Raw genomic sequence first — 25,114 nt, forward strand, 5'->3', positions numbered from 1 at the left:
CCTTTAATCATCAAACACGACGACACCTTTAGCGATACGCCCTGCTAGCATGTCGTCAAAGCCTGTTTGTAACTCATCTAACGAGTAAGTTTTTGTGACTAGCTCATCGAGCTTGAGCTTTTTTGCGTCATAAAGGTCTAGTATTTGAGCAAAGTCGCGCTTAGGATTACATTGCCCGTAGAGCGGATTTATATAAATTTTATCCCACTCAAATAATTCGCAATCAAAATCTATTTTTTGCTCAATGCCACTCACTTGCACCGCAACGCCCGCGCTGCGTATTAATGCTAATGGCGCGGAGCCAAGTGCCGGCACTGCTGTACACTCAAAGGCATAATCGGCTCCGCGACTATTTGTTAGCGCTTTAACTTCGTTTATCATATGAACTAAATCAGGGTCATACTTTTTAGCAAGTACAGTATGTGTAGCACCAAATGTTTTAGCTTGTGTTAATCGCTCCGGTGACAAATCAATTGCTATTATTTTAGCGGCGCCTGAAATTGCAGCCCCTTGTATTGCATTTAGTCCTACGCCTCCACAGCCTAATACGGCCACTGACGAACCTGCTTTTACTTTAGCGGCATTAACCACTGATCCGTAACCGGTCATTACACCGCAACCAACAATACTTGCACTTGGAAAAGGAATGTCACTGTGTATTTTTATAACTGCAGCAGCTTTTACGACGGTGTATTCGCTCATCGTACCTAAATGAAATGAGCGCTCTAAGCTATTGCCATTATGCTCACACGCTTGTTTACCTGCGTGTCCGCATAAACCATTGCCAGTTACGGGGCTATTTACTTCACAAATGTGTAAATTACCCTCTTGGCACTGGAAACACTCACCACACGGAATTGCCCAATTTAGTATTACTTTATCGCCAATAGTAAATTCCGTTACACCTTCGCCCAACTCAACAACGGTTCCTGCGCCTTCATGACCAATGATAAATTTTTTATTCCACGTTTTAATTGAATCCCAATCGGTATGACAAATACCTGAGGCTTTTATTTTAATTTTTACTTCGCCAGTACTTGGTTTTCCGACATTAACGGTATCGAAGAAAAAACCGCCTTTTCCATCTGCAATTGCAGCTTTTGCCTTGTACATGTAGACTCCTAAGTCTCTAAATATAAGTATTATGTTATGAAGCAACCGACAATTTACTGTGAACCGTTTTGTATAAAAGACGGTTACGATTTCGAAATTCATCAGGTAAGTTATCTTCAGCACGATAGCTATTCATGTTTTATGCACTTTCATCAGGTGCACGAATTTATATTTTTTGAACAAATTGATGGCACGTATTTTTACCATCAGGGTGAATCAACTCTGTCTGATTTTGAGGCCGTTTTTACGCCTGCAATGGAAACGCATGATTTTGCTTTAAACCCACGTCCTAAATCTTGGTATATTGTGCAGTTTATGCCTGAGCGCCTTAACGACCCAGCCCTACAAGAGTTTTTAGATCTATTGAAAACCGGTTTACATCTAACATTTAGCGTTGAACTACAAAAAAGAATCCATAAACTACTCGCATGGATGTTGAGCGAGTTTAACGAAAACCCAAAAAGTAAAACCTGCAAACAACTGTTTAATAGTTTAATAACCATGGTGTGCGAATACGGTAAAAGTAGTTTATCTAACCAGCAAAAACCGTTGAGTGGTTCAGCTAGCTTTAAAAAGTTAACACCCGTTGTTAATGAGCTAAAAACAAAAAATGGCCTCAATCTTTCGCTAGAGCAAGCCGCAGCACTTTGTTATTTATCACCTTCGTATTTTTCACGAGTATTTAAAAAGCATTTTAGAGTGCCGTACTCCGACTACCTTATTCAGCACAAGCTATATAATGCCGCACGACTACTTGGGCAAAGTGATGCCTCGGTAACTGATATTTCTTACGACTTGAGTTTCTCCAGCCCGTCGTATTTTATTAAGCAGTTTAAGCACCATTTTAAAGTTACCCCTCACCAGTATCGCCAGCAGCTACGTCTCAAGTAGGTATTGCTTTGCAAGCGGTGTTGCTAAATCACTTAATATCCGCTTATTAACCTTTATATTTTGCTTTATAGCCTGTGTACCAAGTACGTAGGCTTTAGCATGATTAACCGCTTCTACACACAACAATGTGTCGTTAATAAAATACCAAAGTGAAAATTGATCCGGTGACTCTTCGCGTACGACAATTTCGTTATATCCTTGTGATAAACCCACTATCTGTAGTTTGTACTCGTATTGATCTGACCAAAACCAGGGTAATGCAGGAACAGGTTCACTATTTTTTGCTAAAAACTGTGCAGCTGTTTTGGCTTGTTCTACTGCATTTTGAACCGATTCAAGTCTTATCCATCTCTGATAAATTTTATTAAAATGTGAGGTACAGTCGCCGATAGAAAAAATATCAGGGTGTGAAGTTTGGCACACTTCATTTACTTTAATACCTTGTTCGAGCGCTAACTCTGCAGCCACTGCAAGCTCGGTATTAAGCCTTACCCCAACGCCCACTAAAATAAAATCGGCGGGATATTGAGTGCCATCACTGCATACAACATAATGTTTATTAGCTGTGTGCTTTATTTGTACAATATCTTTTGCTGTTTGCAAATCTACCCCTTTGCTTATGTGCAATTGAGTTAAAAAGTCAGACATAACAGCTGATGTAACACGCGAGAGTATGCTTTGTTGCTTTTCAATTACCGTTACTTTTGCACCTAACGCTATAAACGATGACGCCGACTCAAGGCCAATGTAGCCGCCACCAATAATGACTACCTGTTTATCATTACTTTTATTGAGTGCTGTTTTTATTGCCACTGCATCTGCGTGTGTTCGCATCGCAAAATATTGTGCATTCCCTTTATCGTCAACGGTATCAATAAGCCCTTTAATAGGCGGAATAAAGGGCGAACATCCCGTCGCTATCACTAATTTATGAAAGGCTATTTGCTTTCCACATTTCAGCGTAATTGTTTTACTTTGTTTATTAATTGCAGTAACACGCTGGCCCAAGCATAAATCTATATTGCTATCGGTATAAGCTTTTTCTACTTTTAATGGAGTCGATTTTACATCATCCGATTGCAACGTTTTTTTAGACAAAGGTGGCCGATGATATGGCAGCTCTGGATCGCTGTCGAGTAACGTAATTTTACCCAGCCAACCTTGCTGGCGAAGGGTAAAAGCAAAGTTAACCCCGCCATGGCTTGCGCCAATAACCACCACGCTTTGCTCAAGTAGATTTGATTCTGTATGTGTGTTTTGCATAATGCTGTACCCGCTTTTAATTGGCTACTCTGAAGGTCATGCCATCAATATTGTCAGACACCTCAATTTGGCAACATAAACGGCTGTATTGCGTTACGTTATCGTCCAGCTCTAGCATGTCGCTTTCTATCTCATCGGGTGTACCTACTTTTTTAAAGTCATCCGGTGTTAAGTAAATATGACACGTTGCACACGAACATACACCGCCACAATCACCATCAATACCAGCAACACCATTTGCTGATGCTAGTTCCATTAGCGAGCCACTGTCGCCCTCAACTTCAACTGCATCGTTTGTTTTGGTTATAAATATTACTTTCGCCATCGTATTAATCCTCTACTTTTACTTGTTACTGTATTTATTTAACTATTTTGTACGGTGTTTTTATTTTGATTTAAAGCTAACGTGCAGACTGTTAAAGCCTACCTTTCTTGAAAACTCACCTAGTTTTTCAATATTTTCATCTGCTTTTATTGTCTCTATTTGAGCAACTTTATTAGCAAGTGATAACACTAGTTGACGCAGAATTTGGCGAGCATGCGTTGCGCCCAAACAATTGTGATGGCTAAAACCAAAACTAATATGCGGGTTAACCTTTCGGTCGAAGTCGACATTGTTGGGATCTTTGAATACCTTTTCATCGCGATTAGCCGACGCCCAACATAACGAAACTCGTGTGTCGGCTTTTATAGCGTGCTCACATACGCTTGTGTCTTGCGTTGCGACGCGGCCCATTTGCGTAAGCGGCGAAAAATAGCGAATGAGTTCTTCTACGGCCCTGTTTAATATTTCAGGCTCATCATCAATACGCTTTAAATCACTGATGTTTTCGCTAAAGTAGGCAATAGAGTTTGTGATCGCGTTTATAACGGTATCGCGCCCCCCTGCAAAGGTGAGGATCATCACACCTTTTACTTCTTCTTTACTCAGCTTTTTACCGTTCGCCTCTGAATTTAAAAGCACTGAATATAAATCATCACCCGGGATTGCAATGGCGTTTTCTATTTGCTCATCAATGTAATCGTATAGAATATTGGCTTTATCGCTATCAAGGTCACTATCTTCACTTCTAAATACGTGCGTACCCCAATCTATCCATGTTTGTGCTTTATCTATTGAGGTATTAAGTAACAGCGTTAACGCTTTAGATTGCAGCGGAAGTGCAAATTGTGACACCACATCTAACGACTCGGCTTTGAAGGCATTGTCTATTGTTTCATCAATAATAGCTTGTAAGCGCGCTTGGTAACCCTCATCTAATGGACGCTTAAACCATGGATTTAATAGTTCACGAAAACCGCCGTGCTCAGGTGGGTCTACTTCAAATGGGATTTGACGTGTTTCACGTATTGCGACTTCTGATGGAATTACAATACGCCCTGGTTTAGCTCCTGATTGAAAAACAGCACAATTATGCGCCGCTTTACGTACATCTTTTAGACCTAATATCATATTGACGGGATCGTTTTGATCGTCCATTTGTCCCATGCCACTTGCTGTGCGTTTTGTTAAAAATGCATCAGGGAAATCGCTCACACCTATTATTTTTGACGTCATAATAAAACCTAACACTGTAATAAATGAATTTAGATACAACATATTAAGGGCAACTTTATGATGGAAATACACGAATTTTGCTTAAAAATGGTAGTTTCATGCTTTTTAATGCAATTTAAAAGCATAAAAAAGCCAACAGTTTATGTTGGCTTTTAGTGGGGATGTGAGAGTTACTAACTAATTTAATTTGTATTGCTTATTCAGCAAAGAGTGCATTACTTTATAGCAATCTAACGCTTTACCACTTACTTTGCAATTTGGGTTGTGGTAAATGCCAATTCAGATAAATCTCTGAATAATTAAATATAAAATATTGCCTCTTTAGAAAACAATTTTTTAACGTTAAATACTCCTATTATAGTGGATTTAATATCAACAGCTTGCACTGTAAGTAATGTAACTATTTTTATAAAGGCGCCCACAAGGGCAATGCACATAAGATTTAATTAATGATGGATTATTCATCACTCCTTGTTAAATAATCACTTCACTGCTCTTGTGGCCGCACAACGACTCGTTTATTTTTTACTAGGAGTGCTTAACTAAATGTGGTTTAACGAGTTGTGGGTCAAACTCGACACCTGTACCTATTATATCTGGCGCGCACGCTTTGCCGTTTTCAAGTTTTAAAGGACGCGTTGTGTATTCATCAATAGGAAAAGAATGAACCTCTAAAAAACCAGCATGTGGCTGAGATGCCAGTAATGATACATGCAGTTCATGCATACCATGACTGCAAATAGGTAAGTTATGGGTATATGCCATACTGGCTACATGTAACCACCCTGTTATACCACCAATATTTGATGCATCTGGTTGTAAAAACCCCAATTTAGCTTGGTCAATTGCATAGCCAAACTCATGCAGTGTGTGTAAATTTTCGCCCATGGCAAGCGGTATTGAGGTTGCTTGTGCTATGCGAGCAAAACCTTTGTAGTCATCTGGTATGGTGGGCTCTTCAAACCATGTAATATCATATTTTTCAATCGATTTTGCAAAGCGAATTGCTTGCTCCACACTCATCGAGTAATTAGCATCGACCATGAGGATTTTGTCATTACCAATTAAATTGCGTACTGCAGCTACACGTTCTATGTCTTCTTTAAAATCTGGTTTACCCACTTTAATTTTTACGGCGTTAAAACCACGATTTAAATAACCACCAATATTATCAAGTAGTTTTTGCTCACTAAAGTTTAAATCTATTCCACCTGCATAACATTTTGTGTTATCACTACTGCCCCCAGCAACTTGCCATAAGGGTGCATTTAAACGTTTACATTTAATATCCCACAGCGCTATATCAACTGCTGAAATCGCAAAACTAAGTAAACCACCACGGCCTACATAATGTAGATCCCACTGTAACTTATCCCAGATTGCCATAATTGACGTTGAATCTTGGTTAATTAACCCCGGTTTAATTTCGTCATTAAGGAGTGAATAAATTGCACGTCCACCTTTTCCACCAGTATAGGTGTAACCCATACCTTCAAAGCCGTCATGGGTCATTATATGTAATGCAATAATTTCAAAGTGAGTGTGATCGCCATGTTTAGCATCACTTAATACTTCAGCTAGCGGAATTTGGTAATACTCTACTTTTACACTTTTTATTGTTTGTGATGATACTTTCATTAAACCACCGAATTAGTTCACATAACACTGTTCATTGTTAACAATTTACAACACGATTGAATTATTGTAAAGGTCATGTCATTAATAAAATGAAATTAACTTGTGAGACTTTTTAAAGGTAATTGTTTTAAACTGCAAAATGTCAAAAATAAATTTGCAGTTTACTGAAGGTATATTTACTTGAGCCGGATCTGTTTAACAGATATAAAAGTATCACCTTGTTGCCCCATATAAACAACCCAACAAACACTAACAATTAACACTATAATTCAAAGGTTTATGATTTATTTTCACTTTAAATCAAGCGCTAATAACTGTGTATGCGCGGTTATATAAACACGGTTCTGTTGAGTATTAAATGCCAAATTAGCACTCATATTTGGCGTGGTAATTTTAGCTAATAGTTCAGCCTTTTTATTAAATAGCCATAAACCATTGGGTCCTGTAGCAAAGATAATCCCGCTTTTATGTACTTTTAAACCATCAGGTAATCCTTTGCCGTGCTTTGCAATTGGTGGCAGCTGATAAAACAGTGATTTGCTAGTAACACCTCCATTGCTATTTAAATAATACTGGTACCAAGCGGGTTTATTTTCATTCGATGCAGCTACATACAAAATTTTGTTATCATTCGACAACGCAACACCATTAGGATAAATTAATTCGTCGTCTAATAACGTTATTTCTCCTGTATCTTTAACCGAATACACACCTTGAAAACTTAACTCTTTATTTTCGTCATTTAGCTGCTTAGGAAGTCCATAAGGTGGATCACTAAAATAAAGTGTGCCTTTGTTATTAAATGCACCATCATTTGGACTATTAAACTTTTGACCATTAAAGTGACTTACTATAGGTAAGTAATCAGATTTTGGGGCGCTTAAAGGCGCTTTCATTTTAGATACAACACGAGAGCGAGATTGCAAAAGAACAAGCTCGTTTTGTGCATTAACCAATAAGCCATTTGAGTAGCCGCTTTGCGCTAGATATAGGCTAACACCTTTACCTGGCGTGTATTTATATACTTGATGATTAGGTATATCAGAATATAACAAATACCCCCCTTGATTTACCCACACGGGTCCCTCTAGCCATTCATACCCAGAGGCAAGTATTTGCAATGGCATCTTTAAGTTGAGTACCTCAAGCGCTTGTTCATTAAATATTTGATACGGCCCCTGCTCATACAATGGTTTTTCGGTTGGTTCGGCTAATGCTATCCCCGTTAAACCAAAAGCACTTAAATACAAAGCAGTTAGAACGTTAATAATGTGTTTAATTTTTATCATTGCGGTACCTGCGCTCATATAAAGATTTATTCACATTTTTAGCTGCATTAACGAGTGGTTCGTAAGGAATATCAGCCACATTTACGAAACCCACATTGTAGTTTTCGCCATCGTATGCACGCCCTGTTAAAGGTGAGTCTATATATTGAAACCAATGCGCGCCGACAAAATAAGGGTTATCAATTACGCTATTCATATAATTTTGGTATTTTGATCCGCGCTCTTGCTGCGATTGAGTATGTATTAGTCCAGGGTTTAGCAGACCCGAATCAAGAGCTCCATTATGAAACTCGCCAATAATACTTGGCATATCTATATCCGACAAAAACTCCCAAAACTCTTGGTTTAAGCCTTCTCGATAATAATTGTAACTCATTACATCAACGTGAGCTGCACTGGCGGCTCTAATTTCAGGAGTCATTCCCCAATCGGCAAAACGCGCTCCCATATTTAACTGATTTGGTAAGTGTTTGGTAATTGCTTCATCCACCACTGCAAAATACTGATTAGCATAATGGAACAACATCGCTGATAAATCGATATTAACGTGATCGTTAAACTGGGTTAAAGTCACTCCCTCTGCAAACTCATCCCACGATGAGAGTGTTGTATTCCATGCTTTATTTAATTTACTTATTTTGCTGTATTTATTTTTCATTAAAAGTACAAATTCAGCTTTAGTTGGACTATTTTTGGCATTATTTTTAAGTGTATTAATGGCAATGCCGTAACGTGTGGTATCTGAATTCATCATGCCCCAGCTTTTTTCGTTATCAATAAACACTCCAACACACCATGGACTGTTTTTGACTTGCTGAGCTACTTTTGCAAGTGTTACATCGGCGCGCTCAACAAATAAAGGATCGAATGGATCTGGTAGTGGACTCCAATAATCGTTACCGCTGCTTACTGTTTTAAAGTTACCAATGATCCATGCATTAGCAAAATAAGGTAATTTTTTAGTATGGTAATACTGCTCTTCTATCCAGTTACCAAACGATGTAAAACCCCACGACAACATACGATTAACGGTTGTTTTTTGCCATTGTTTCATTAATTCATTGTTGTTATGTGTCTGATACTTTCGCTCTAAGTTCGCGCGATAAAAGCTAAACGTTTCGCCTTTTTTAACTGCTCCACTGTGTACTTCGCGTCTGTAGCCATAATTATCGGCAAGGGGATCGTCCTGTTTTGGTAGCCAGTTAAACATCTCAGCTCTGAGCTTTGAGCTTTGATAACGTGTTGGCCAAGCAGCTACAGGCGCTGGGTTTAATCCAAGTGAGTCTTCGGGTGTTAAGTCGCCAGCTTCGCGTTGTTTAATATAACTTTGATCAAAATCGTAGCCTGTAATCGTTGAGGTGTTTGCCATGCGGACGTTATCGATACCGGTCGAAAAATACAGATAACCTTCTGGGTCGACTAAACTCCATTTACCTTTGTATTTTTCGGTTCTAAAATACCCTGTAGCCTTTAATTGCGGGCCATTTTTCCAGCCGCTAAACTTAGAGCGCCCTTGCAGTGGTTGTGCTTGCAGCTGAGCTTGTTCCTTTTGTGAGATAACTAATAGCTGCTCAGTTGACGTAACCTTGTTAATAAAGTTTAACTTTGCATTCTGTCCAAATTCATCCACCAACCCTTTGAGGTAATTTACATCAAAATTAGTTGGTTTTATCAAGCGTAAGTTATCAATTAAAAAACGTTTATCTTCAAGTAAGCCCTTTACACCAAGCGACACCTTTACAATGCTGCTTACATCTATATTTTTTTGCCCACCCCTATAAATAATAGGTGTATAACCGCTATGCCAACTGGGTGGATTTGAGCGAATGCCTGAGTTTATATTAAGGTTAGCGCCTTTAAGCTCGATGTAATAAGTGTTTTCTGAGTGCCCGGGTACAACGACACTGCGTGTTTGTGACTTGCCTGACTTATCGGTAGTTTTCACATAAATATGGGTGGATGCGCTATTAGGATTTTGAATATCAATCGCAAGGGCAAAGTTACCAATAGCTTGCCAATCCCAACCTTGTGGATTAACGAACTCAAAATCGCTTTCGGTGTGTGATTTAGAGTATAGATTTACTTGTAATTTATGATTGCCACTTTGCTCAACAAGTTTAGTAGAAGCATTAATGGTATTTATATTATCGCTGTAATTGTTTTTTTCGAAATCAAAAATAACAAGCTGTTTCTTAAAATCAACGACTGTATTGTTCGGTTTTTTTTCTGATATTTTTCCATTATTACACCCTGCAAGTCCTATTAAACAGCAAAGCATTAGTGTCAATCTTACGTCTTTAGGTATGTGATTCATGTTGTGCCTATTATTGTGTTGGTTTAATAGCGAGCTTTAAAGTAGCAAAGCTAAAAGCATTTAAAACTAGGTAGGATAATTACACAACACTGAAACAAAAACAATTAACTGTTAACAATAATGGTAAATCTAAAGATACACTCTGATTATAAAAAGTTCGAAAATCACTTTTTAAGTGCTTAATAAACAATATCTTATTTATTTTTTTATTGTTGAAATGAATTAGTTTATATGATTTAAATATAAATAATTTTAGGCGAATTAATTAAATGTACTGACTACATTTATAGATACTTGATTGTTCATAAAACTGTTTATCGGTGTTTTTAGCCTATTTAACGCAAAAATAAAAGTTATGGTATAACATTGTTGATTCGTTTATTTCTCGGTGTTATATTATATCACAACATAATAACCGCGAACCAATATATCCATGACAAAGCTAACATTAATCTCCTCCGCTATTTTTTCTGTTTTATGTTCTCATTCAGTACTGGCTGCCACAATTAATGGCAAAGTAACAGATAATAAAAATCAACCAATTCAAAATGCGACTATTCATATACATGGTAAGACACAAGGCGTAAAAAGTAATGAGCTTGGCGAATTCTCTATCGAAGTTGATACAGCAAGCCAACTGCATATAAGTAAAAATAATTACATTGATTCTCGAATAGATGTTACAGGTTTATCTAACAATGTAACCGTTTCTCTTAAACCAACCTCGGTAGAAACTGTTGTTGTGTATGCCTCAGCGCTTCATAAAAATAGTCTAGAAATGATTTCTCCAGTGAGTGTTTTATCTGGTGATGAGCTTAGAAATAAATCTAAACCTACACTTGGTGAAACGCTAAAGGGTTTGCCAGGTGTTAACGCCAGCTACTTTGGCCCTGTTTCTTCAAGCCCTATTATTCGTGGCTTAGGTGGCCCTCGCGTTAAAATCATGCAAAATGGTTTAGATAGCAGTGATGCGTCGCGTATTGGTCCAGACCACGCAACATCAAGCGATAGTTTAGCCGCAGAGCAGATAGAAGTATTACGCGGCCCAAGTACCCTACTTTATGGCTCGGGTGCGATTGGTGGTGTAGTAAATGTAGTAGATAACCGCATTCCTACTAGTAACATTGATGAACTAACGGGCGCGGCAGAATACAGTCACGACACTGTATCAAACGCTAATACATATGCTGCAAAATTAGAAAGCGGTTATAACAATTTTAATTTTCATTTTGATGGTACAAAACGTACAGGTGATGATTATCAAACACCTACTTTTACTATCTCTGATGAAGATGGCGATGTAGAAATTGAAAACTCAGTAGAAAATACCTTTATCGATAGTGAAACAGTTAACTTTGGTACTAGCTATGTTGGGGAGCACTTAACGGTTGGTTTTTCATATGGCAATATAGAAACTGATTACGGTATTCCGGGGCATGAACATCATCACGAACATGATCACGAAGACGAAACTGAAGAAGAGCATGCTGAGCATGAAGATGAAACGGCTGAAGACCCAGTTTATGCTCATTTAGAGCAAGACCGCTGGCAAGGACTTGTAAGTTACGCACTGCATAATAACTGGATTGAAACAATCAAATTACGTGTTGGCTACACTGATTATTCGCATAGCGAAATTGAAGACGGTGCAATTGGTACAACCTTTACAAATAAAACGACAGAAGCACGTTTAAATGTAGAGCATAAATTTGCTGATTGGCACGGTATGGTTGGTTATCATTACAGTGATTCTGATTACGATGCTATTGGTGAAGAAGCATTTACACCAGCGAGCGTAACAACAACTAACGCTGTGTATTTATTAGAAGAACGTGAATTTGGTGATGTGACAGTAGAGCTGGGCGCACGTGTTGAAGATTATAAAATAAAAAGCCAAATTTCAGAAGTTGAACACGGCCATGATCACGACGAAGTTGAAGATGACCATAACGATGAAGAAACAATCGGTTACAGCAAAAGTTTTACTAATGTAAGTGTATCTGCTGGCGCTATTTGGCAATATAAACCAGGCCATAGTATTGCGACGAGTATTTCTCATTCAGAACGTGCACCACTCTCTGCTGAATTATTATCCAATGGCTTACACATTGCCACTGGTACGTATGAGCTAGGTCTTGGGTATAACATTGAAGGTAATGAAGCACATTTCGAACCAGAAAATATTAAACAAGAAACCTCAACAAACTTAGATTTAAGTTTTAGACGTTTTAGTGGCGATTTTGGTTATACCGTTAACTTTTTCTATAACGATATTAAAAACTTTTACTTTCAAGAAAATACAGGATTAGTATTTGACGAAGAGGATGGTTTAGAATCAGCTATTGGTGCCCATGACGATGCCGTTGCCGTTTATCAGTTCACAAGTAAAGACGCTGAGCTTTATGGAATTGAGTTTGATGCACATTACCAAATAACACCAAGCGCTATGGTAAAAGTATTTGGCGACTCGACTCGCGCTAAATTAAAAGACGATGAAGGTAATTTACCGCGTATTCCAGCTAATAAGTTAGGTTCTGAACTGCAATACACTTTAGGTGATTTACAGTTGACACTTACTGGCACGCATTACTTTGATCAAAGTGATATAACGGCCTTTGAAACTAAAACAGATGGTTATACATTATTCGATGCACAGGCTAACTACCAATTAGGATTCGGCGCAATAGATGCACAACTTTATCTAAATGTAGATAATATTACTGACGAGTTAGGCTTTGTGCATACCTCTTTTATTAAAGATACCGCCCCACTTCCAGGCAGAAACTTTCGCTTTGGTGTTCGTGGTTATTTTTAATAATCAAAAATCGTTTTAGCTTATATATTTATAAACCGCATTTTATTAATGCGGTTTTTTTATTGTTAGAATACATATCCGTAATAATAGTTAATCAATTTAAGGGATTAAATCTTACTCTAACTGTGTTAAAAATTCTGATATACGACTGCATGGATGTAGGAGGTAGAGCAATGCAGGAGCAATTAGTGATAACAATTAATTAAAGAAATTTTTGCCTTGTTATGGACACAATTTTCTTAGCGCAAAATAGACCACTTAATTAATCGAATTGGTATAAAAGCTTAGATTACAGATACAAAAAAGCCGTATTCAGATCGAATACGGCTTTTTAAACTCTTAATTTTAAAATTTATTTAAATTAAGAAATGATTTCGTGTAGTTCAACGTCAAATACAAGCATTGAGAAAGGTGCGATTGCAGCACCTGCGCCACGTTCACCATAAGCAAGCTCATGAGGAACGTAGATACGCCATTTAGTACCTACAGGCATCATTTGTAATGCTTCAGTCCAGCCTTTGATCACGCCACCAACTGGAAATTCAGCTGGTTCACCGCGCTCGTATGAGCTATCAAACACAGTACCGTTAATAAGTGTACCGTGGTAATCAACACGTACTGTAGACTCAGCTGTTGGCTTTTCGCCTTCGCCAGTTGCTAGTACTTCGTATTGAAGACCAGACTCAGTTACTGTGATTTCAGGACGTTTTGCGTTTTCTTCTAAGAATGAAATACCTTCTGCAGAAAGTACTTTAGACTCTTCTTCACGACGAGCTTGAATCTCTTCGTTGATTTTTTCAAATGCAGCTTGGATCTCAGGGATCTCAACTTGAAATGCGCTACCAGCGTACGCATCTTTCATGCCTTCAAATACTGAATTTAGGTTTAAGCCTTCAAAAGGATTAGACTTAAGTTGCTCACCCATTTGTAAGCCAATACCGTAACTTGCTTTTTCAGCATCTGTAGTAAAATTATCTGACATAATGTGTTTTTCACGTTTTGTTAGTTAAAAGACGCGACTATGCTATCACAAAATAAACCGCGTTTGGGGCTAGTTTTTGCTGAGTTTTAGCTTAATTAGGCCAACAATATAACTGCAAAGCGGCAAACTGAATAAAATTCCAACAAGTAGAGGCATTGTTAGTAATTCTGATTCGCCAAGCAGTAAAAATGGCACGACAAGCAGCCCTATACAACCGATAAAAACAGAGCCAATAACTGGCCAATGCTTATCGTATTTAGTAATAAGATGGGCAGCTAAAACATTAAAACCAACACCATAAATTAAAGCGGTAATTAATGGGTATTCTGGTTGAGCGTCTATAGCCATTTTTACTAATAAGCTAATAGCACTTTGATAGCAGTAACCAAATACCGTCCATAGTAAAGTATGTTTAATTAGTAATTGTGGGATTGATTGAATTTGTTTTGTCATTTTTAGTTCCACATAGCAAAAAACCGCCAATAAGGCGGTTTTTTAAATAATGGTGGAGAGATAGGGATTTGAACCCTAGATGGGCTATAAACCCATGCCGGTTTTCAAGACCGGTGCATTCGACCACTCTGCCATCTCTCCGTACGGCGCGGATAATAGAGTGAAATGCATTGCTTGTAAAGAACTAATACACTCTAGTGAGTAAAAAATTAAATATATTTATTAATAATCTACTTGTTAGTAATACTGCTTTGGTCTTCGTGCAATAAACGAACAAATCAAACATGCTAACAAACTCAGTGCAAATAGCGTTATGCTTTGAAAAATCATATCAAATTGATTTAAATCACCACTGGGTATCACAACAAGGATAAGGGTGGGTAGTAGACTTAACATTAATACATAGCAACATATTTTAAATGCCCGACCAAAATCAAATCGTTTAGATTGTTGCATCCACCAAGTTAATATTACTAATACACCAATAGCCGAACCTGCCGCAAAATGCGCTATATTAGTACTCATAGCAACATAGAGTGTGACAAGAGCTCCCAAAACACCCCAGATTGACCATGCTAACCAGTTTTCTTTTTCACGTAAAAATAAATTACCCATCGTTTTCGTCTTCTTTATCGTTATTTTTATTAAGACTTTCCATACATTATCAAAAAACAACCGATTAAAAAACAAACTGAAGAAGAATTATTATACTTTATGCTTCCAAGCACTTCTCACAGCCGAACCATTAATTTTTTCTCTAAGCAATATACAACATTAATGATTTAAGACTATTAGAATTAGGAAAAGTTCATACTATTTTACAAATAACTAAAATAATTTTCAGGTTTATGGCGAGCCGATTTTTTGCAATCTACAGTCGGCGTACCTATATATAAATAGCCCACTATTTCATCGTGTTCTTGCAAATTAAGTGCCTTTTTAACAGCCTGACTTTGTGCAAAATACCCCGTACGCCAAACGCCACCTAAACCTTGTGCAAATGCGGCTTGTTGCATTGCCAATACACTGCATCCTGCACTTTGTATTTGCTCTATTCGAGGGACTTTTGGGTGTTCTTGGTATTTTGCAATCGCAATAATAATCATAGGTGCACGAAATGGAAGCTCTTTAGCACGATTAATTACTTTTTCTTCTTGTAGCTCTGTCACTGCACTTTGATGATAAATTTCGCCTAATTTATGGCGCGCATCACCCTGGGCAATAATAAACTGCCAAGGGGCTATACAACCATGATCAGGAACACGTAATGCTGCTTGCTGAATAATTGCAAGTTGCTCCTCATTTGGCGCGGGATCAGTTAATTTTGGATCAGATTGACGGGTAAGTAGAAGCTCGATTGCGTTCACAGCTATTTCCTTAAAATTAAAAACGTTAGGGTAGCATTTTAATGCTGAAAAAATAAATATTGAAAGTCTAAAACGCAAAACGGCTACATAAATAATAATTTAAGTAGCCGTTAGTAATACATGTTAAGTCGTTATTCTTTTAGAGCAACTCGCTTTAGCCAATAATCAATACTGACAAAACGTCCGCCGCCCATAAAAAATAAGCTAAATAGCATAGCAAAGTAGATTGCTGAAAACTCAATGCCATTGTTTAAAATCGATGGTTTACCTTTTTCGTATAAGTAATCGGAAGAACCATGTTCTTCGACTAATCCACGAATTATCCCGATTCGGTTTTGTACTTCTAAAGAGTTATCGAGGCTTTCTTTGGCACCTGGAACAGATAGCCAATCAAGTACTTGTGCTGCACTGGTATCAGGGTTTGTAGGTGCTATTGCAAACCAACCATTATGCCAATGCACTGATGTTGCCGCTACAACCATCGTGAACATCAGCGGAATGCTAACTAAGCGAGTGAGCAAACCAAGCAGTAAAAACCAGCCGCCTAAGAACTCACTCCACCCCGCTAAAAAAGCAAGTAAATCGGGAAAAGGTAATCCTAATCCCCATTCACTATTGCCAAACCATTGAACAACGTCGGGAGAGGCTAAAAAGTTATCAAAAAAACTTTCGGTTTCACCGCTTATCGCAAGTTTATTGTAACCTGCAATAATCATTACTGGCGCTAAAATCAAACGAAATAGTAAAGCGGGTAAACCATCTAAAAATGATAATTTACCCAAAATTGTATCGTAAATACCAATTATTTTATTTTTCATGTGTGTCCTGTTCGTTCATTGTTTATTTAGTTATAGACTATAAACAACCAAGACCGCACTAAAACAAAAAGTATTTCACTGCACAAATATAGCATTATGTTCGTTAAATACTGCGGGCAATTTGCAATGCTTCAAATATCGCGCGCTTAGCGTCAATTGCTGAAGCGAGTTTAGCACCGCCTATGACATGTACTTTAGCATTATCAAGTTGATTTTTGAGCACTTCATTATTTGATACCTGCCCGATACAGGCAATAACAGTATCAACTGGTAAGGTTTGTGTCTCACCTGCAACAGTTATGGATAAACCATTTTTATCAAAACTGTTATATTGGCAATCAGCAATTTGCTTAACACCATGTTGTTTTGCGACTTGGCGATGTATCCAGCCTGTTGTTTTGCCTAACTCACTACCAAAGCGCCCTGCACTTCGCTTTAACATGTATAATTGGCGTTCATCTTTATGTGGTTGTGGCTCACATTCAATGCCCCATTGCGTTTTAAAATCGCTAATAGTTTGTGATTTGTGCTCACTTAAAAATGCGACCATATCAAAACCTATGCCACCTGCGCCTAAAATTGCAATTGATTTACCCAGCTCTACTTCGCCACGAATAACTTCGTCGTAGGCAAAAACACGTTTACCATCATTACACTTAATCGTTGCTTCACGTGGTCTTACACCTGTAGCGAAAACAATATCATCATAGCTTTCAAGCATACTGTCATTATAAGCTTTACCCAATTCAACACTCACATTTAAACGTGCTAACTCATTAGTGTAATAATTTAAAGTGTGGTTAAAGTCTTCTTTACCGGGTATTTGCATAGCTAAATTAAATTGGCCACCCATCTGCTCTTTTTGATCAATTAACGTGACGTGATGGCCTTTTTGCGCTAAATAGCAACTTGCCGATAAACCAGCAGGACCGGCCCCCACTACCAATACATTTTTAGCTTTAGTCGCTTGCTCTAATGGGTAATCTAGCTCAAATGCAGCTTGTGGATTAACTAAACAGGTAGCACGTTTATTCTTAAACACGTGATCTAAACAACCTTGATTACACCCAATACAGATATTGATTTGCTTAGATTGCTTATTTACATACTTATTAAAAAATTCAGGGTCAGCCAATAACGGACGAGCCATTGAAATTAAGTCTGCTTCCCCGGCAGTTAAAATATCATTAGCAATTTCAGGTGTATTAATTCGGTTAACAGCAATTACTGGGACACTAACTACATCTTTTAAGCGTTTTGAAGCTTCTTTAAATGCACCAGGTGGCACCATACTCGCAATAGTCGGTACACGCGCTTCGTGCCAGCCAATGCCTGTATTAAAAATATCAACGCCCGCTTTTTCAAGTTCAATAGCTTGAATTGTCACTTCATCGGGTGTTGAGCCATTTGGGATTAAATCTATTACTGATAATCTAAAAATGATTAAAAACTTTTCAGATACTTTTGCTCTCACTGCTTTAACTATTTCAAGCGCAAGTCGCATTCTGTTTTCTAGGTTACCACCAAACTCATCTTCGCGTTTATTAGTATGAGGCGCCATAAATTCATTAATTAAATAACCCTCAGAACCCATCACTTCTACGCCATCGTACCCTGCTTTTTCAGCCATATAGGCAGAGTGCGCAAAGTCTTTAATTGTTTTTTTAATAGACCCTAATGACATAGCTTTAGGTTTATAAGGATTAATAGGTGCTTGTATGGCACTTGGCGCTTGATTGAATGGATGATATGCATAGCGTCCAGCATGTAATAGTTGCAGGCAAATTTTCCCGCCATGTTTATGCACAGCATCTGTATATGCGCGATGCTTAAATACGTCATAATAACTATTAAATGAGGAAGAAATAGGTGTCAATTTACCGCGTAAATTAGGGCTGTACCCGCCCGTAATTAACATTGCGGTACCGCCCTTGGCACGTGCTTCATAAAAAGCACGTAGGCGTTTTCGGTTATGCCAGCCTTCTTCTAAGCCCGTATGCATTGAGCCCATCACTAAGCGGTTACGTAATTGTGTGTGTTTTAATTGTAGTTGTTGTTCTAACATCCTCTGCCCCGTTAACTGGTCTAACCTGTACACATTAGCTAATTCTGCTTCAATGGCAAGTAATAAGCAATATTTGACTGCATTTAATTGTGAACCTCTTAACATAATTAACTAATTTTTAATGCGCATTAATTTGATGCAAAAAAATTATTAAATACTTCAAAAATACTGTATTTATGGGCACTTAAACACATTCATAAACACTTCGTTACGATTTAGCAGTTAAATTTTTTTTTATTCTAGGATAAGATGGAATAAACGTATTAGCTGTACCAAATTAAGGAGCTATTTTGATAGCAAAAATATTTAAAGGTATTTGGGCTGGGATTAACTTTTCTCGTCGATTAGTACTTAACATTTTGTTTTTATTACTTGTAATTGTTTTTATTGCGGGTATATCAAGCGATGACGATAAGATAATTATTGAAGATGGTTCTGTCCTAAGATTAAATCTTAATGGTCCTATCGTAGAAGAAAAAACATACATTGATCCAATTGAAGCAGCTATCAGCGATGTGACATCAGGTTCAGAAGTACCAAGTGAAATTTTACTAGATGATATCGTTGAAGTAATTAATGAAGCGGCTAAAGATGAACGCATTACTGTGTTACTTCTTGATTTACAAGAAATGCCTAAAGCACATTTGAATAAGCTTAAGCAAATTTCAAGTGCCATTGACCGCTTTAAAGAAACAGGTAAAAAAGTTATAGCATCAGGCTATTACTACACGCAAGCGCAATACTATATAGCATCGCATGCTGATGAAATTGCTATGCACCCTTACGGTAGCGTTGCAATTGAGGGGTATGGCATGTACCCACTTTACTTCAAAGATGCACTTGAAAAACTTGAAGTAACGCAGCATATTTTCCGTGTTGGTACTTTCAAGTCGGCAGTAGAACCTTTTATCCGTAATGACATGTCTGATGCAGCGAAAGAAGCTAACCGTGTTTGGTTAGGCGCTCTTTGGAGCGAATACAAACAAGATGTTGCTGCAGTACGCCCTTTTGATGAATCAAACTTTGACGAAACAATGGATGTGTATTTAGCAAAAATGCAAGCCGCAAATGGTGACGCTGGTAAATATGCACTAGATCATCAATGGGTTGATTCGTTAAAAACAAGTCAACAGATCCGCCAACAACTTATCGACTTAGTTGGCACACAAGAAGATGGTAAAACATTTAAGCAAGTATCATTTCGTGAATACTTAAGCTTAGTTAAACCACCTATTGCATTTGATAATCCACTAACTGAAAAAGTAGCCGTTGTTGTTGCAAAGGGCACAATTGTTGACGGTGAACGTAAAGCTGGCGAAATTGGTGGCGACTCTACTGCAGCCCTTCTTCGTAAAGCACGCCTTGATGATAAAGTTAAAGCAGTTGTACTTCGTATCGACTCTGGTGGTGGTAGCATGTTCGCCTCTGAAGTTATTCGTGCTGAAGTGCTCGCACTAAAGGCAGCGGGTAAACCGGTTATTGCTTCAATGAGTTCTGTAGCAGCATCGGGCGGTTATTGGATTGCCTCTGCAGCAAACGAAATTTGGGCAGCGCCGAGTACAATAACAGGTTCTATTGGTGTGTTTGGTACGTTTATGACATTTGAAAAAACCTTGTCTAAAATTGGTGTTTATTCAGATGGTGTTGCAACAACTGAAATGGCAGGTTTTTCTATCACTCGCCCACTAAACGAAAAAATGGGTCAAATAATTCAAATGAGTGTTGAAGAAGCATACGGTCGCTTTTTAAATGTTGTGGCCGAAGCACGTAATATGACCCCAGAGCAAGTTGATAAAATAGCACAAGGGCGCGTATGGATTGCTTCGCAAGCTCTAGAGTTAGGCTTGGTAGATAAGCTTGGTAATAAACAAGATGCAATTGATGCTGCAGCTGCTCTTGCAAAACTAAATCACTACGAAGTTAAAACAATGACGCATGATTTAAGCCCGCAAGAAAAAATGATGCAAGATATCTTTGGAAATGCGTCGATTAAATCAATGTTAGGCCTACAATCACAAAAAACATCAGTGCTCGCTACGCAAGCTAACTTGCAAAGCGTTATTAACCAATTAAGTACTGAAGTTGAAAACCTTAAAGATTACAACGATCCACAAGGTGTATATGCACGCTGTCTAGTGTGTGACGTTGCACAATAAAAGTGCATCGCTTCGTCTAATCAGCTGTATTTGAAGCTGCTTAACGTTATACTAAGCCCAGTTTTTTTACTGGGCTTTTTTTATGAAACGCAAACGCATTTATATCGCTTACACTGGCGGTACTATAGGGATGAAAAAATCGAGCCGTGGTTACATTCCGGCCGAAGGCTTTTTAACTGAGACAGTGGTCAACAACGCTGAATTTAATCGTGATGAAATGCCTTTATTTGATATTCACGAATACTGTCCTCTTATTGATTCGTCTGATATGTCGCCTGCTCATTGGCAACTTATTGCTGATGATATTAAAAGTAAGTATCAACAATACGATGGTTTTGTTGTTCTGCACGGCACTGACACAATGGCGTACACCGCCTCTGCACTTTCGTTCATGTTTGAAAATCTGACTAAGCCTGTGATTGTAACCGGCTCGCAAATTCCGCTTTCACAATTGCGCTCAGACGGACAAGTCAACTTGCTTAACGCAATGTATTTAGCCGCAAACTATCCGATTGCTGAAGTAAGCTTGTTTTTCAATAACCAGCTATTTAGAGGAAATAGAGCAACAAAAGCCCATGCTGACGGTTTTAATGCATTTGCATCGCCTAACCTTGAACCTTTAGCGCTATCTGGTATTAGTATTCAACTTATTAAAGGTCAGCTTAGCCCTTACGTTGAAAACGAGCTGCAAGTAACGCCTATAACGCCTCAACCTATCGGGGTGCTATATTTATACCCAGGTATTAGCCGAGACGTAGTTAAAAGCTTAGTAAACGACAATATTAAAGCCTTGGTCTTACTTAGTTTTGGAGTGGGTAATGCACCTCAAGATCCAGAATTTTTATCGGTGCTAAGTGAAGCAAGTAAGCGCGGAATGGTCATCGTTAATTTAACCCAATGTTTAAAAGGTCATGTAAACATGGGGGGGTATGCAACAGGTAACGCATTATTAAATATTGGTGTTATTAGTGGATATGATATGACGTTAGAAGCCTGTTTAACTAAGTTGCATTACTTATTTAGTCAAAAGCTTGAAATTGAGACTATTCGCCATTTAATGCAAGACAATTTACGTGGTGAATTAAGCAGATAATAACGCACAACTAAAAACAAAAAGGCACGCTAATAAGCGTGCCTTTAAACTTTTAAACAATTGCTTATTATCTAACTTTAGCGTCTATCTCTACTAAATCTGTTAAATGGCACATTTCACCACTGTGGGTTTTAATACCGTGTTCACCAAAGTAATCACGCTGGGCTTGTACTAAATGCCCATTACTTGGTGTAGTTAACGTCGCTAAATAAGTTTGCGATGAGCTAAGCACTGGAAACGCTAAGCCAGACATAATTGCTTGGCCTGTTACCTTACGAAGTGCCGCAGCTTCTTTATCAAGAGAATCAATAAATTCAACGCCTTGCGCTACGCTATCTAAATAATCGGCGCGAATAATACAACCTGCGCGCCAAGTTTGTAATGTTTTAGATAAATCAACTTTCCATTGATGTGTACGCGATGCACCCTTTATAAGCGCTAAACCTTGGCGATAAGCCAATAAGCTTGCAAGCGTAAATGCATCTTTTAGCTCTTCTAAATCAATATCAACGTTGTTGGTTGATTTAGTTGCATATGTCATCTCTTGTGCGGCAGTTGTATCGCATGCATTGGTTAAATGGCGAGCTTGCACAGCAGCAACAAGTGAAGGGACAGCAATACCAAGTTCGAGTGCATTTTGCGCAGTCCAGAGACCGGTCCCTTTGGCGCCAACTTTATTATCAATTAAGTCCGCAAGCGGAACATTTTTTTGATTTTCAAGGGATAAGATATGGCTAGAAATCGAAAGCAGGTAACTATTTAATTGACCTTTTGACCAATCATCAAAAATAGCAGCCACTTCTTTGGGTGAACGGCCTGTGCCTAAACGAAGCAATTGGTACACTTCAGCGATTAATTGCATCAGTGCATATTCAATACCGTTGTGAACCATTTTTACAAAATGACCACTCGCAGACTGGCCTACACGCGCAAAGCATGAGTCGCCATTATAGCTTGCAGCTACTTTTTCAAACCAAGGTTCAATACGTTCCCAACCACCCTCAGAACCACTTGCCATCATTGCAGGGCCATGACGAGCGCCTTCTGCACCACCAGAAATACCCATAGTGGCAAATTCAAATTTATTTTGGTACTTAAGTTTACGCGTTATACCGTCTTTATAATTACTGTTACCACAATCAACAATCATGTCATTGCAATCAACGCCCGCATCCACCAGTTCATTACAAACTGTATCAACTAGCTCACCAGCAGGAACAAGCAGTAAGATTGAACGAGGTACTTCTAAACGCTTTACCATGTCTCTTAAATCAGAAACAATATGCAGTCTATCGGCCATACCTTGCGATTTAGCACAACTTAATAACTCTTCACCCGCATGCGGATTTTTGTCATAAGCGACTAGCGTAATCCCTTTTTCAATCAAGTTTAAAGCAAGATTTTTCCCCATAACGCCTAACCCGACTAATGCAACTTGCATTTAGTGTCCTCCTCGGTAACAACTATTTGGTTAGTGAATGTAAATAATACCGTGTGCATTATACTGATACAGTCATAAAAGACTAATCACATAACTAATACAACATGCTTTTTTAATATAGATAAATAAGCTACGCGATTATATCAAACATCAGTGCTCTCAGGGTGACAAAAAGCAATGCTATTTAAAATTTAAGAACATTGACGCATTCTGACACCGGTGTCATAATGATGACACAATAGTTTTGTATAAAATAGTGGCAATAATACAAACATTGTCCATAACTAAAAATATTTTTACCTTTTTGTATTTGTATTTTAAATAACAAAACAACCGTTAACCCGCTTACATCTTAAGCACACAGGAGAATTTGATGCTAAGACGCACAAAAATAGTCGCTACCCTTGGGCCTGCTACCGATAGAGATAACAATTTAGAAAAAATTATTCGCGCCGGCGCCAACGTTGTACGTTTAAACTTCTCACATGGTATTGCACAAGATCATAAAGACCGTGCGCAAGCTGTACGCGATATTGCAAAAAAATTAGGCAAGCATATTGCCATCCTTGCTGACCTTCAAGGCCCTAAAATCCGCGTTTCTACTTTTAAAGAAGGTAAAGTAACGCTTGCTGTGGGTGCAAAGTTCACTCTTGATGCAAAAATGGAAAAAGGCGAAGGCGATGTTAACTCTGTAGGTATTGATTATAAAGAATTACCTAACGATGTTAGCCCTAACGACTTACTCCTACTAAATGACGGCCTTATCCAACTAAGTGTTGATGAAGTAGCTGGGCACTTAGTACATTGTACTGTAACTGTTGGCGGTGTTTTATCTAACAATAAAGGTATTAACCGTTTAGGTGGTGGCTTAACTGCTCCAGCATTTACTGAAAAAGACAAAGAAGATTTAATCACGGCAGCTGAAATTGACGTAGATTATATTGCAGTTTCATTCCCTCGTAGTGGCGATGATATGCGCTACGTACGCTCACTTGCTGAAGCTGCTGGTTCAAAAGCACAACTACTTGCAAAAATTGAACGTGCTGAAGCCGTTGAAACACAAGAAGCGGTTGATGACATTATCTTAGCGTCTGACGCTGTAATGGTTGCTCGTGGTGATTTGGGTGTTGAAATTGGTGATGCTGCACTAATGGGCAAGCAAAAACTAATTATTCGTCGTGCTCGTTCATTAAACCGTACTGTAGTAACAGCAACGCAAATGATGGAATCGATGATCGATAACCCGATGCCCACTCGTGCAGAAGTTATGGATGTTGCAAATGCTGTTCTTGATGGAACAGATGCTGTAATGCTTTCTGCTGAAACAGCGGCTGGTGATTACCCTGAAGAAACAGTTGCTACAATGGCACGTGTTTGTTTAGGTGCTGAATCTCAAAAAGAAACACACGTTTCTAAACATCGTTTAGATAGTCGCTTTTCTAATAATGCTGAATCAATTGCCCTTTCTGCTATGTATGCAGCAAACCATTTAGATTCTGTTAAAGCAATCATCACACTAACTGAATCTGGCAGTACGGCTAAACTGATGTCGCGTATTAGCTCTGGTTTACCAATCTACTCGCTTTCACGTCATGCAAGTACGTTAGGTCAAACGGCACTTTATCGTGGTGTTTACCCAGTATTTTTTGATTCTACAAAAACTGAAAAAGACGGTATGGTAAAAGCAGCACTTGATACTTTAGTTGCTCAAGGCTCTTTAGAATCTGGCGATACAGTGATCATTACTCACGGTGACTCAATGGAAACCGTGGGCGCAACTAACACAATGAAAATCGTAACTGTTGTATAATTACTAAATATAAAAAATGCGAGCTTAGCTCGCATTTTTTGTGCCTGT

At 38.3% G+C, this 25,114-nt stretch carries 19 protein-coding genes and 1 tRNA gene; 5 read left to right on the forward strand and 15 right to left on the reverse strand.

Features of this window, described 5'->3' with window-relative positions; translation table 11 throughout:
- Window positions 1-3 precede the first annotated feature (3 nt).
- Entirely contained in the window at window positions 4-1,113 is a 1,110-nt protein-coding gene (locus DO88_RS10020) for a Zn-dependent alcohol dehydrogenase (protein WP_033039237.1), read from the reverse strand.
- Window positions 1,114-1,254: 141 nt separating this feature from the next.
- Here DO88_RS10020 and DO88_RS10015 point away from each other — a divergent pair, with 141 nt between their 5' ends.
- Window positions 1,255-2,004 carry a helix-turn-helix domain-containing protein gene (locus DO88_RS10015; protein ID WP_007378069.1) on the forward strand — a complete coding sequence of 250 codons (750 nt, stop codon included), beginning with the start codon at window positions 1,255-1,257 and terminating at the stop codon, window positions 2,002-2,004.
- Here DO88_RS10015 and DO88_RS10010 read toward each other — a convergent pair.
- From DO88_RS10010 to DO88_RS09990, 6 genes are all read right to left on the reverse strand, one after another.
- Window positions 1,990-3,267 (reverse strand): NAD(P)/FAD-dependent oxidoreductase, encoded by a 1,278-nt coding sequence (locus DO88_RS10010; RefSeq protein ID WP_033039242.1) that lies wholly within the window; start codon window positions 3,265-3,267, stop codon window positions 1,990-1,992. The genes DO88_RS10015 and DO88_RS10010 overlap by 15 nt on opposite strands.
- A 16-nt stretch (window positions 3,268-3,283) precedes the next feature.
- Entirely contained in the window at window positions 3,284-3,592 is a 309-nt protein-coding gene (locus DO88_RS0118310) for a 2Fe-2S iron-sulfur cluster-binding protein (RefSeq protein WP_033039245.1), read from the reverse strand.
- A 60-nt stretch (window positions 3,593-3,652) separates the two neighbouring features.
- Window positions 3,653-4,825, reverse strand: coding sequence for a cytochrome P450 (locus tag DO88_RS10005; RefSeq protein WP_033039248.1), 1,173 nt, complete (start codon window positions 4,823-4,825; stop codon window positions 3,653-3,655).
- A 528-nt stretch (window positions 4,826-5,353) separates the two neighbouring features.
- Window positions 5,354-6,463: a mandelate racemase/muconate lactonizing enzyme family protein gene (locus tag DO88_RS10000; protein ID WP_007378064.1), complete on the reverse strand. Its 1,110-nt coding sequence runs from the start codon at window positions 6,461-6,463 to the stop codon at window positions 5,354-5,356.
- Window positions 6,464-6,753: 290 nt separating this feature from the next.
- Complete coding sequence (locus DO88_RS09995; protein WP_007378063.1) at window positions 6,754-7,752, reverse strand: SMP-30/gluconolactonase/LRE family protein; 999 nt, start codon at window positions 7,750-7,752, stop codon at window positions 6,754-6,756.
- Window positions 7,739-10,030 (reverse strand): beta-galactosidase, encoded by a 2,292-nt coding sequence (locus DO88_RS09990; RefSeq protein ID WP_033039368.1) that lies wholly within the window; start codon window positions 10,028-10,030, stop codon window positions 7,739-7,741. The genes DO88_RS09995 and DO88_RS09990 overlap by 14 nt, the downstream gene beginning before the upstream one ends.
- A 469-nt stretch (window positions 10,031-10,499) precedes the next feature.
- On the opposite strand from DO88_RS09990, the gene DO88_RS09985 reads away from it, so the two are divergent.
- Complete coding sequence (locus DO88_RS09985) at window positions 10,500-12,881, forward strand: TonB-dependent receptor (protein WP_033039251.1); 2,382 nt, start codon at window positions 10,500-10,502, stop codon at window positions 12,879-12,881.
- Window positions 12,882-13,242: 361 nt separating this feature from the next.
- On the opposite strand, the gene DO88_RS09980 is transcribed toward DO88_RS09985, so the two are convergent.
- From DO88_RS09980 to DO88_RS09950, 7 genes are all read right to left on the reverse strand, one after another.
- Window positions 13,243-13,863 (reverse strand): FKBP-type peptidyl-prolyl cis-trans isomerase, encoded by a 621-nt coding sequence (locus DO88_RS09980; protein ID WP_033039254.1) that lies wholly within the window; start codon window positions 13,861-13,863, stop codon window positions 13,243-13,245.
- A 69-nt stretch (window positions 13,864-13,932) separates the two neighbouring features.
- Window positions 13,933-14,316 (reverse strand): hypothetical protein, encoded by a 384-nt coding sequence (locus DO88_RS09975; protein WP_033039257.1) that lies wholly within the window; start codon window positions 14,314-14,316, stop codon window positions 13,933-13,935.
- A gap of 50 nt (window positions 14,317-14,366) precedes the next feature.
- Window positions 14,367-14,457, reverse strand: a tRNA-Ser gene (locus tag DO88_RS09970).
- A 96-nt stretch (window positions 14,458-14,553) separates the two neighbouring features.
- Window positions 14,554-14,931: a hypothetical protein gene (locus DO88_RS09965; protein WP_007378058.1), complete on the reverse strand. Its 378-nt coding sequence runs from the start codon at window positions 14,929-14,931 to the stop codon at window positions 14,554-14,556.
- A 203-nt stretch (window positions 14,932-15,134) separates the two neighbouring features.
- Window positions 15,135-15,683 carry an NAD(P)H nitroreductase gene (locus DO88_RS09960; protein WP_007378057.1) on the reverse strand — a complete coding sequence of 183 codons (549 nt, stop codon included), beginning with the start codon at window positions 15,681-15,683 and terminating at the stop codon, window positions 15,135-15,137.
- A 131-nt stretch (window positions 15,684-15,814) separates the two neighbouring features.
- Entirely contained in the window at window positions 15,815-16,501 is a 687-nt protein-coding gene (locus DO88_RS09955) for an HvfX family Cu-binding RiPP maturation protein (protein ID WP_033029392.1), read from the reverse strand.
- A 103-nt stretch (window positions 16,502-16,604) separates the two neighbouring features.
- A complete protein-coding gene (locus DO88_RS09950) occupies window positions 16,605-18,566 on the reverse strand; it encodes an oxidoreductase (protein WP_033039371.1) in 1,962 nt (653 codons plus the stop codon).
- A 290-nt stretch (window positions 18,567-18,856) separates the two neighbouring features.
- Between DO88_RS09950 and sppA the strand changes: the two genes are divergently transcribed.
- Both sppA and ansA read left to right on the forward strand, forming a co-directional pair.
- Window positions 18,857-20,722 carry a signal peptide peptidase SppA gene (gene sppA / locus DO88_RS09945; RefSeq protein ID WP_033039260.1) on the forward strand — a complete coding sequence of 622 codons (1,866 nt, stop codon included), beginning with the start codon at window positions 18,857-18,859 and terminating at the stop codon, window positions 20,720-20,722.
- An 82-nt stretch (window positions 20,723-20,804) separates the two neighbouring features.
- Window positions 20,805-21,815 carry an asparaginase gene (gene ansA / locus DO88_RS09940; protein ID WP_007378053.1) on the forward strand — a complete coding sequence of 337 codons (1,011 nt, stop codon included), beginning with the start codon at window positions 20,805-20,807 and terminating at the stop codon, window positions 21,813-21,815.
- A gap of 67 nt (window positions 21,816-21,882) precedes the next feature.
- Here the strand turns inward: ansA and gndA are convergent, their stop codons facing one another.
- The gene (gene gndA / locus DO88_RS09935; RefSeq protein WP_007378052.1) at window positions 21,883-23,256 is read right to left on the reverse strand and encodes an NADP-dependent phosphogluconate dehydrogenase; all 1,374 of its coding nucleotides are present in this window, start codon (window positions 23,254-23,256) and stop codon (window positions 21,883-21,885) included.
- A gap of 373 nt (window positions 23,257-23,629) precedes the next feature.
- Here gndA and pyk point away from each other — a divergent pair, with 373 nt between their 5' ends.
- Complete coding sequence (gene pyk, locus DO88_RS09930) at window positions 23,630-25,066, forward strand: pyruvate kinase (protein ID WP_007378051.1); 1,437 nt, start codon at window positions 23,630-23,632, stop codon at window positions 25,064-25,066.
- Window positions 25,067-25,114 lie beyond the last annotated feature (48 nt).

This window comes from Pseudoalteromonas sp. S3431 (assembly GCF_000690035.1).
GTDB classification, from domain to species: Bacteria; Pseudomonadota; Gammaproteobacteria; order Enterobacterales; family Alteromonadaceae; genus Pseudoalteromonas; species Pseudoalteromonas fuliginea.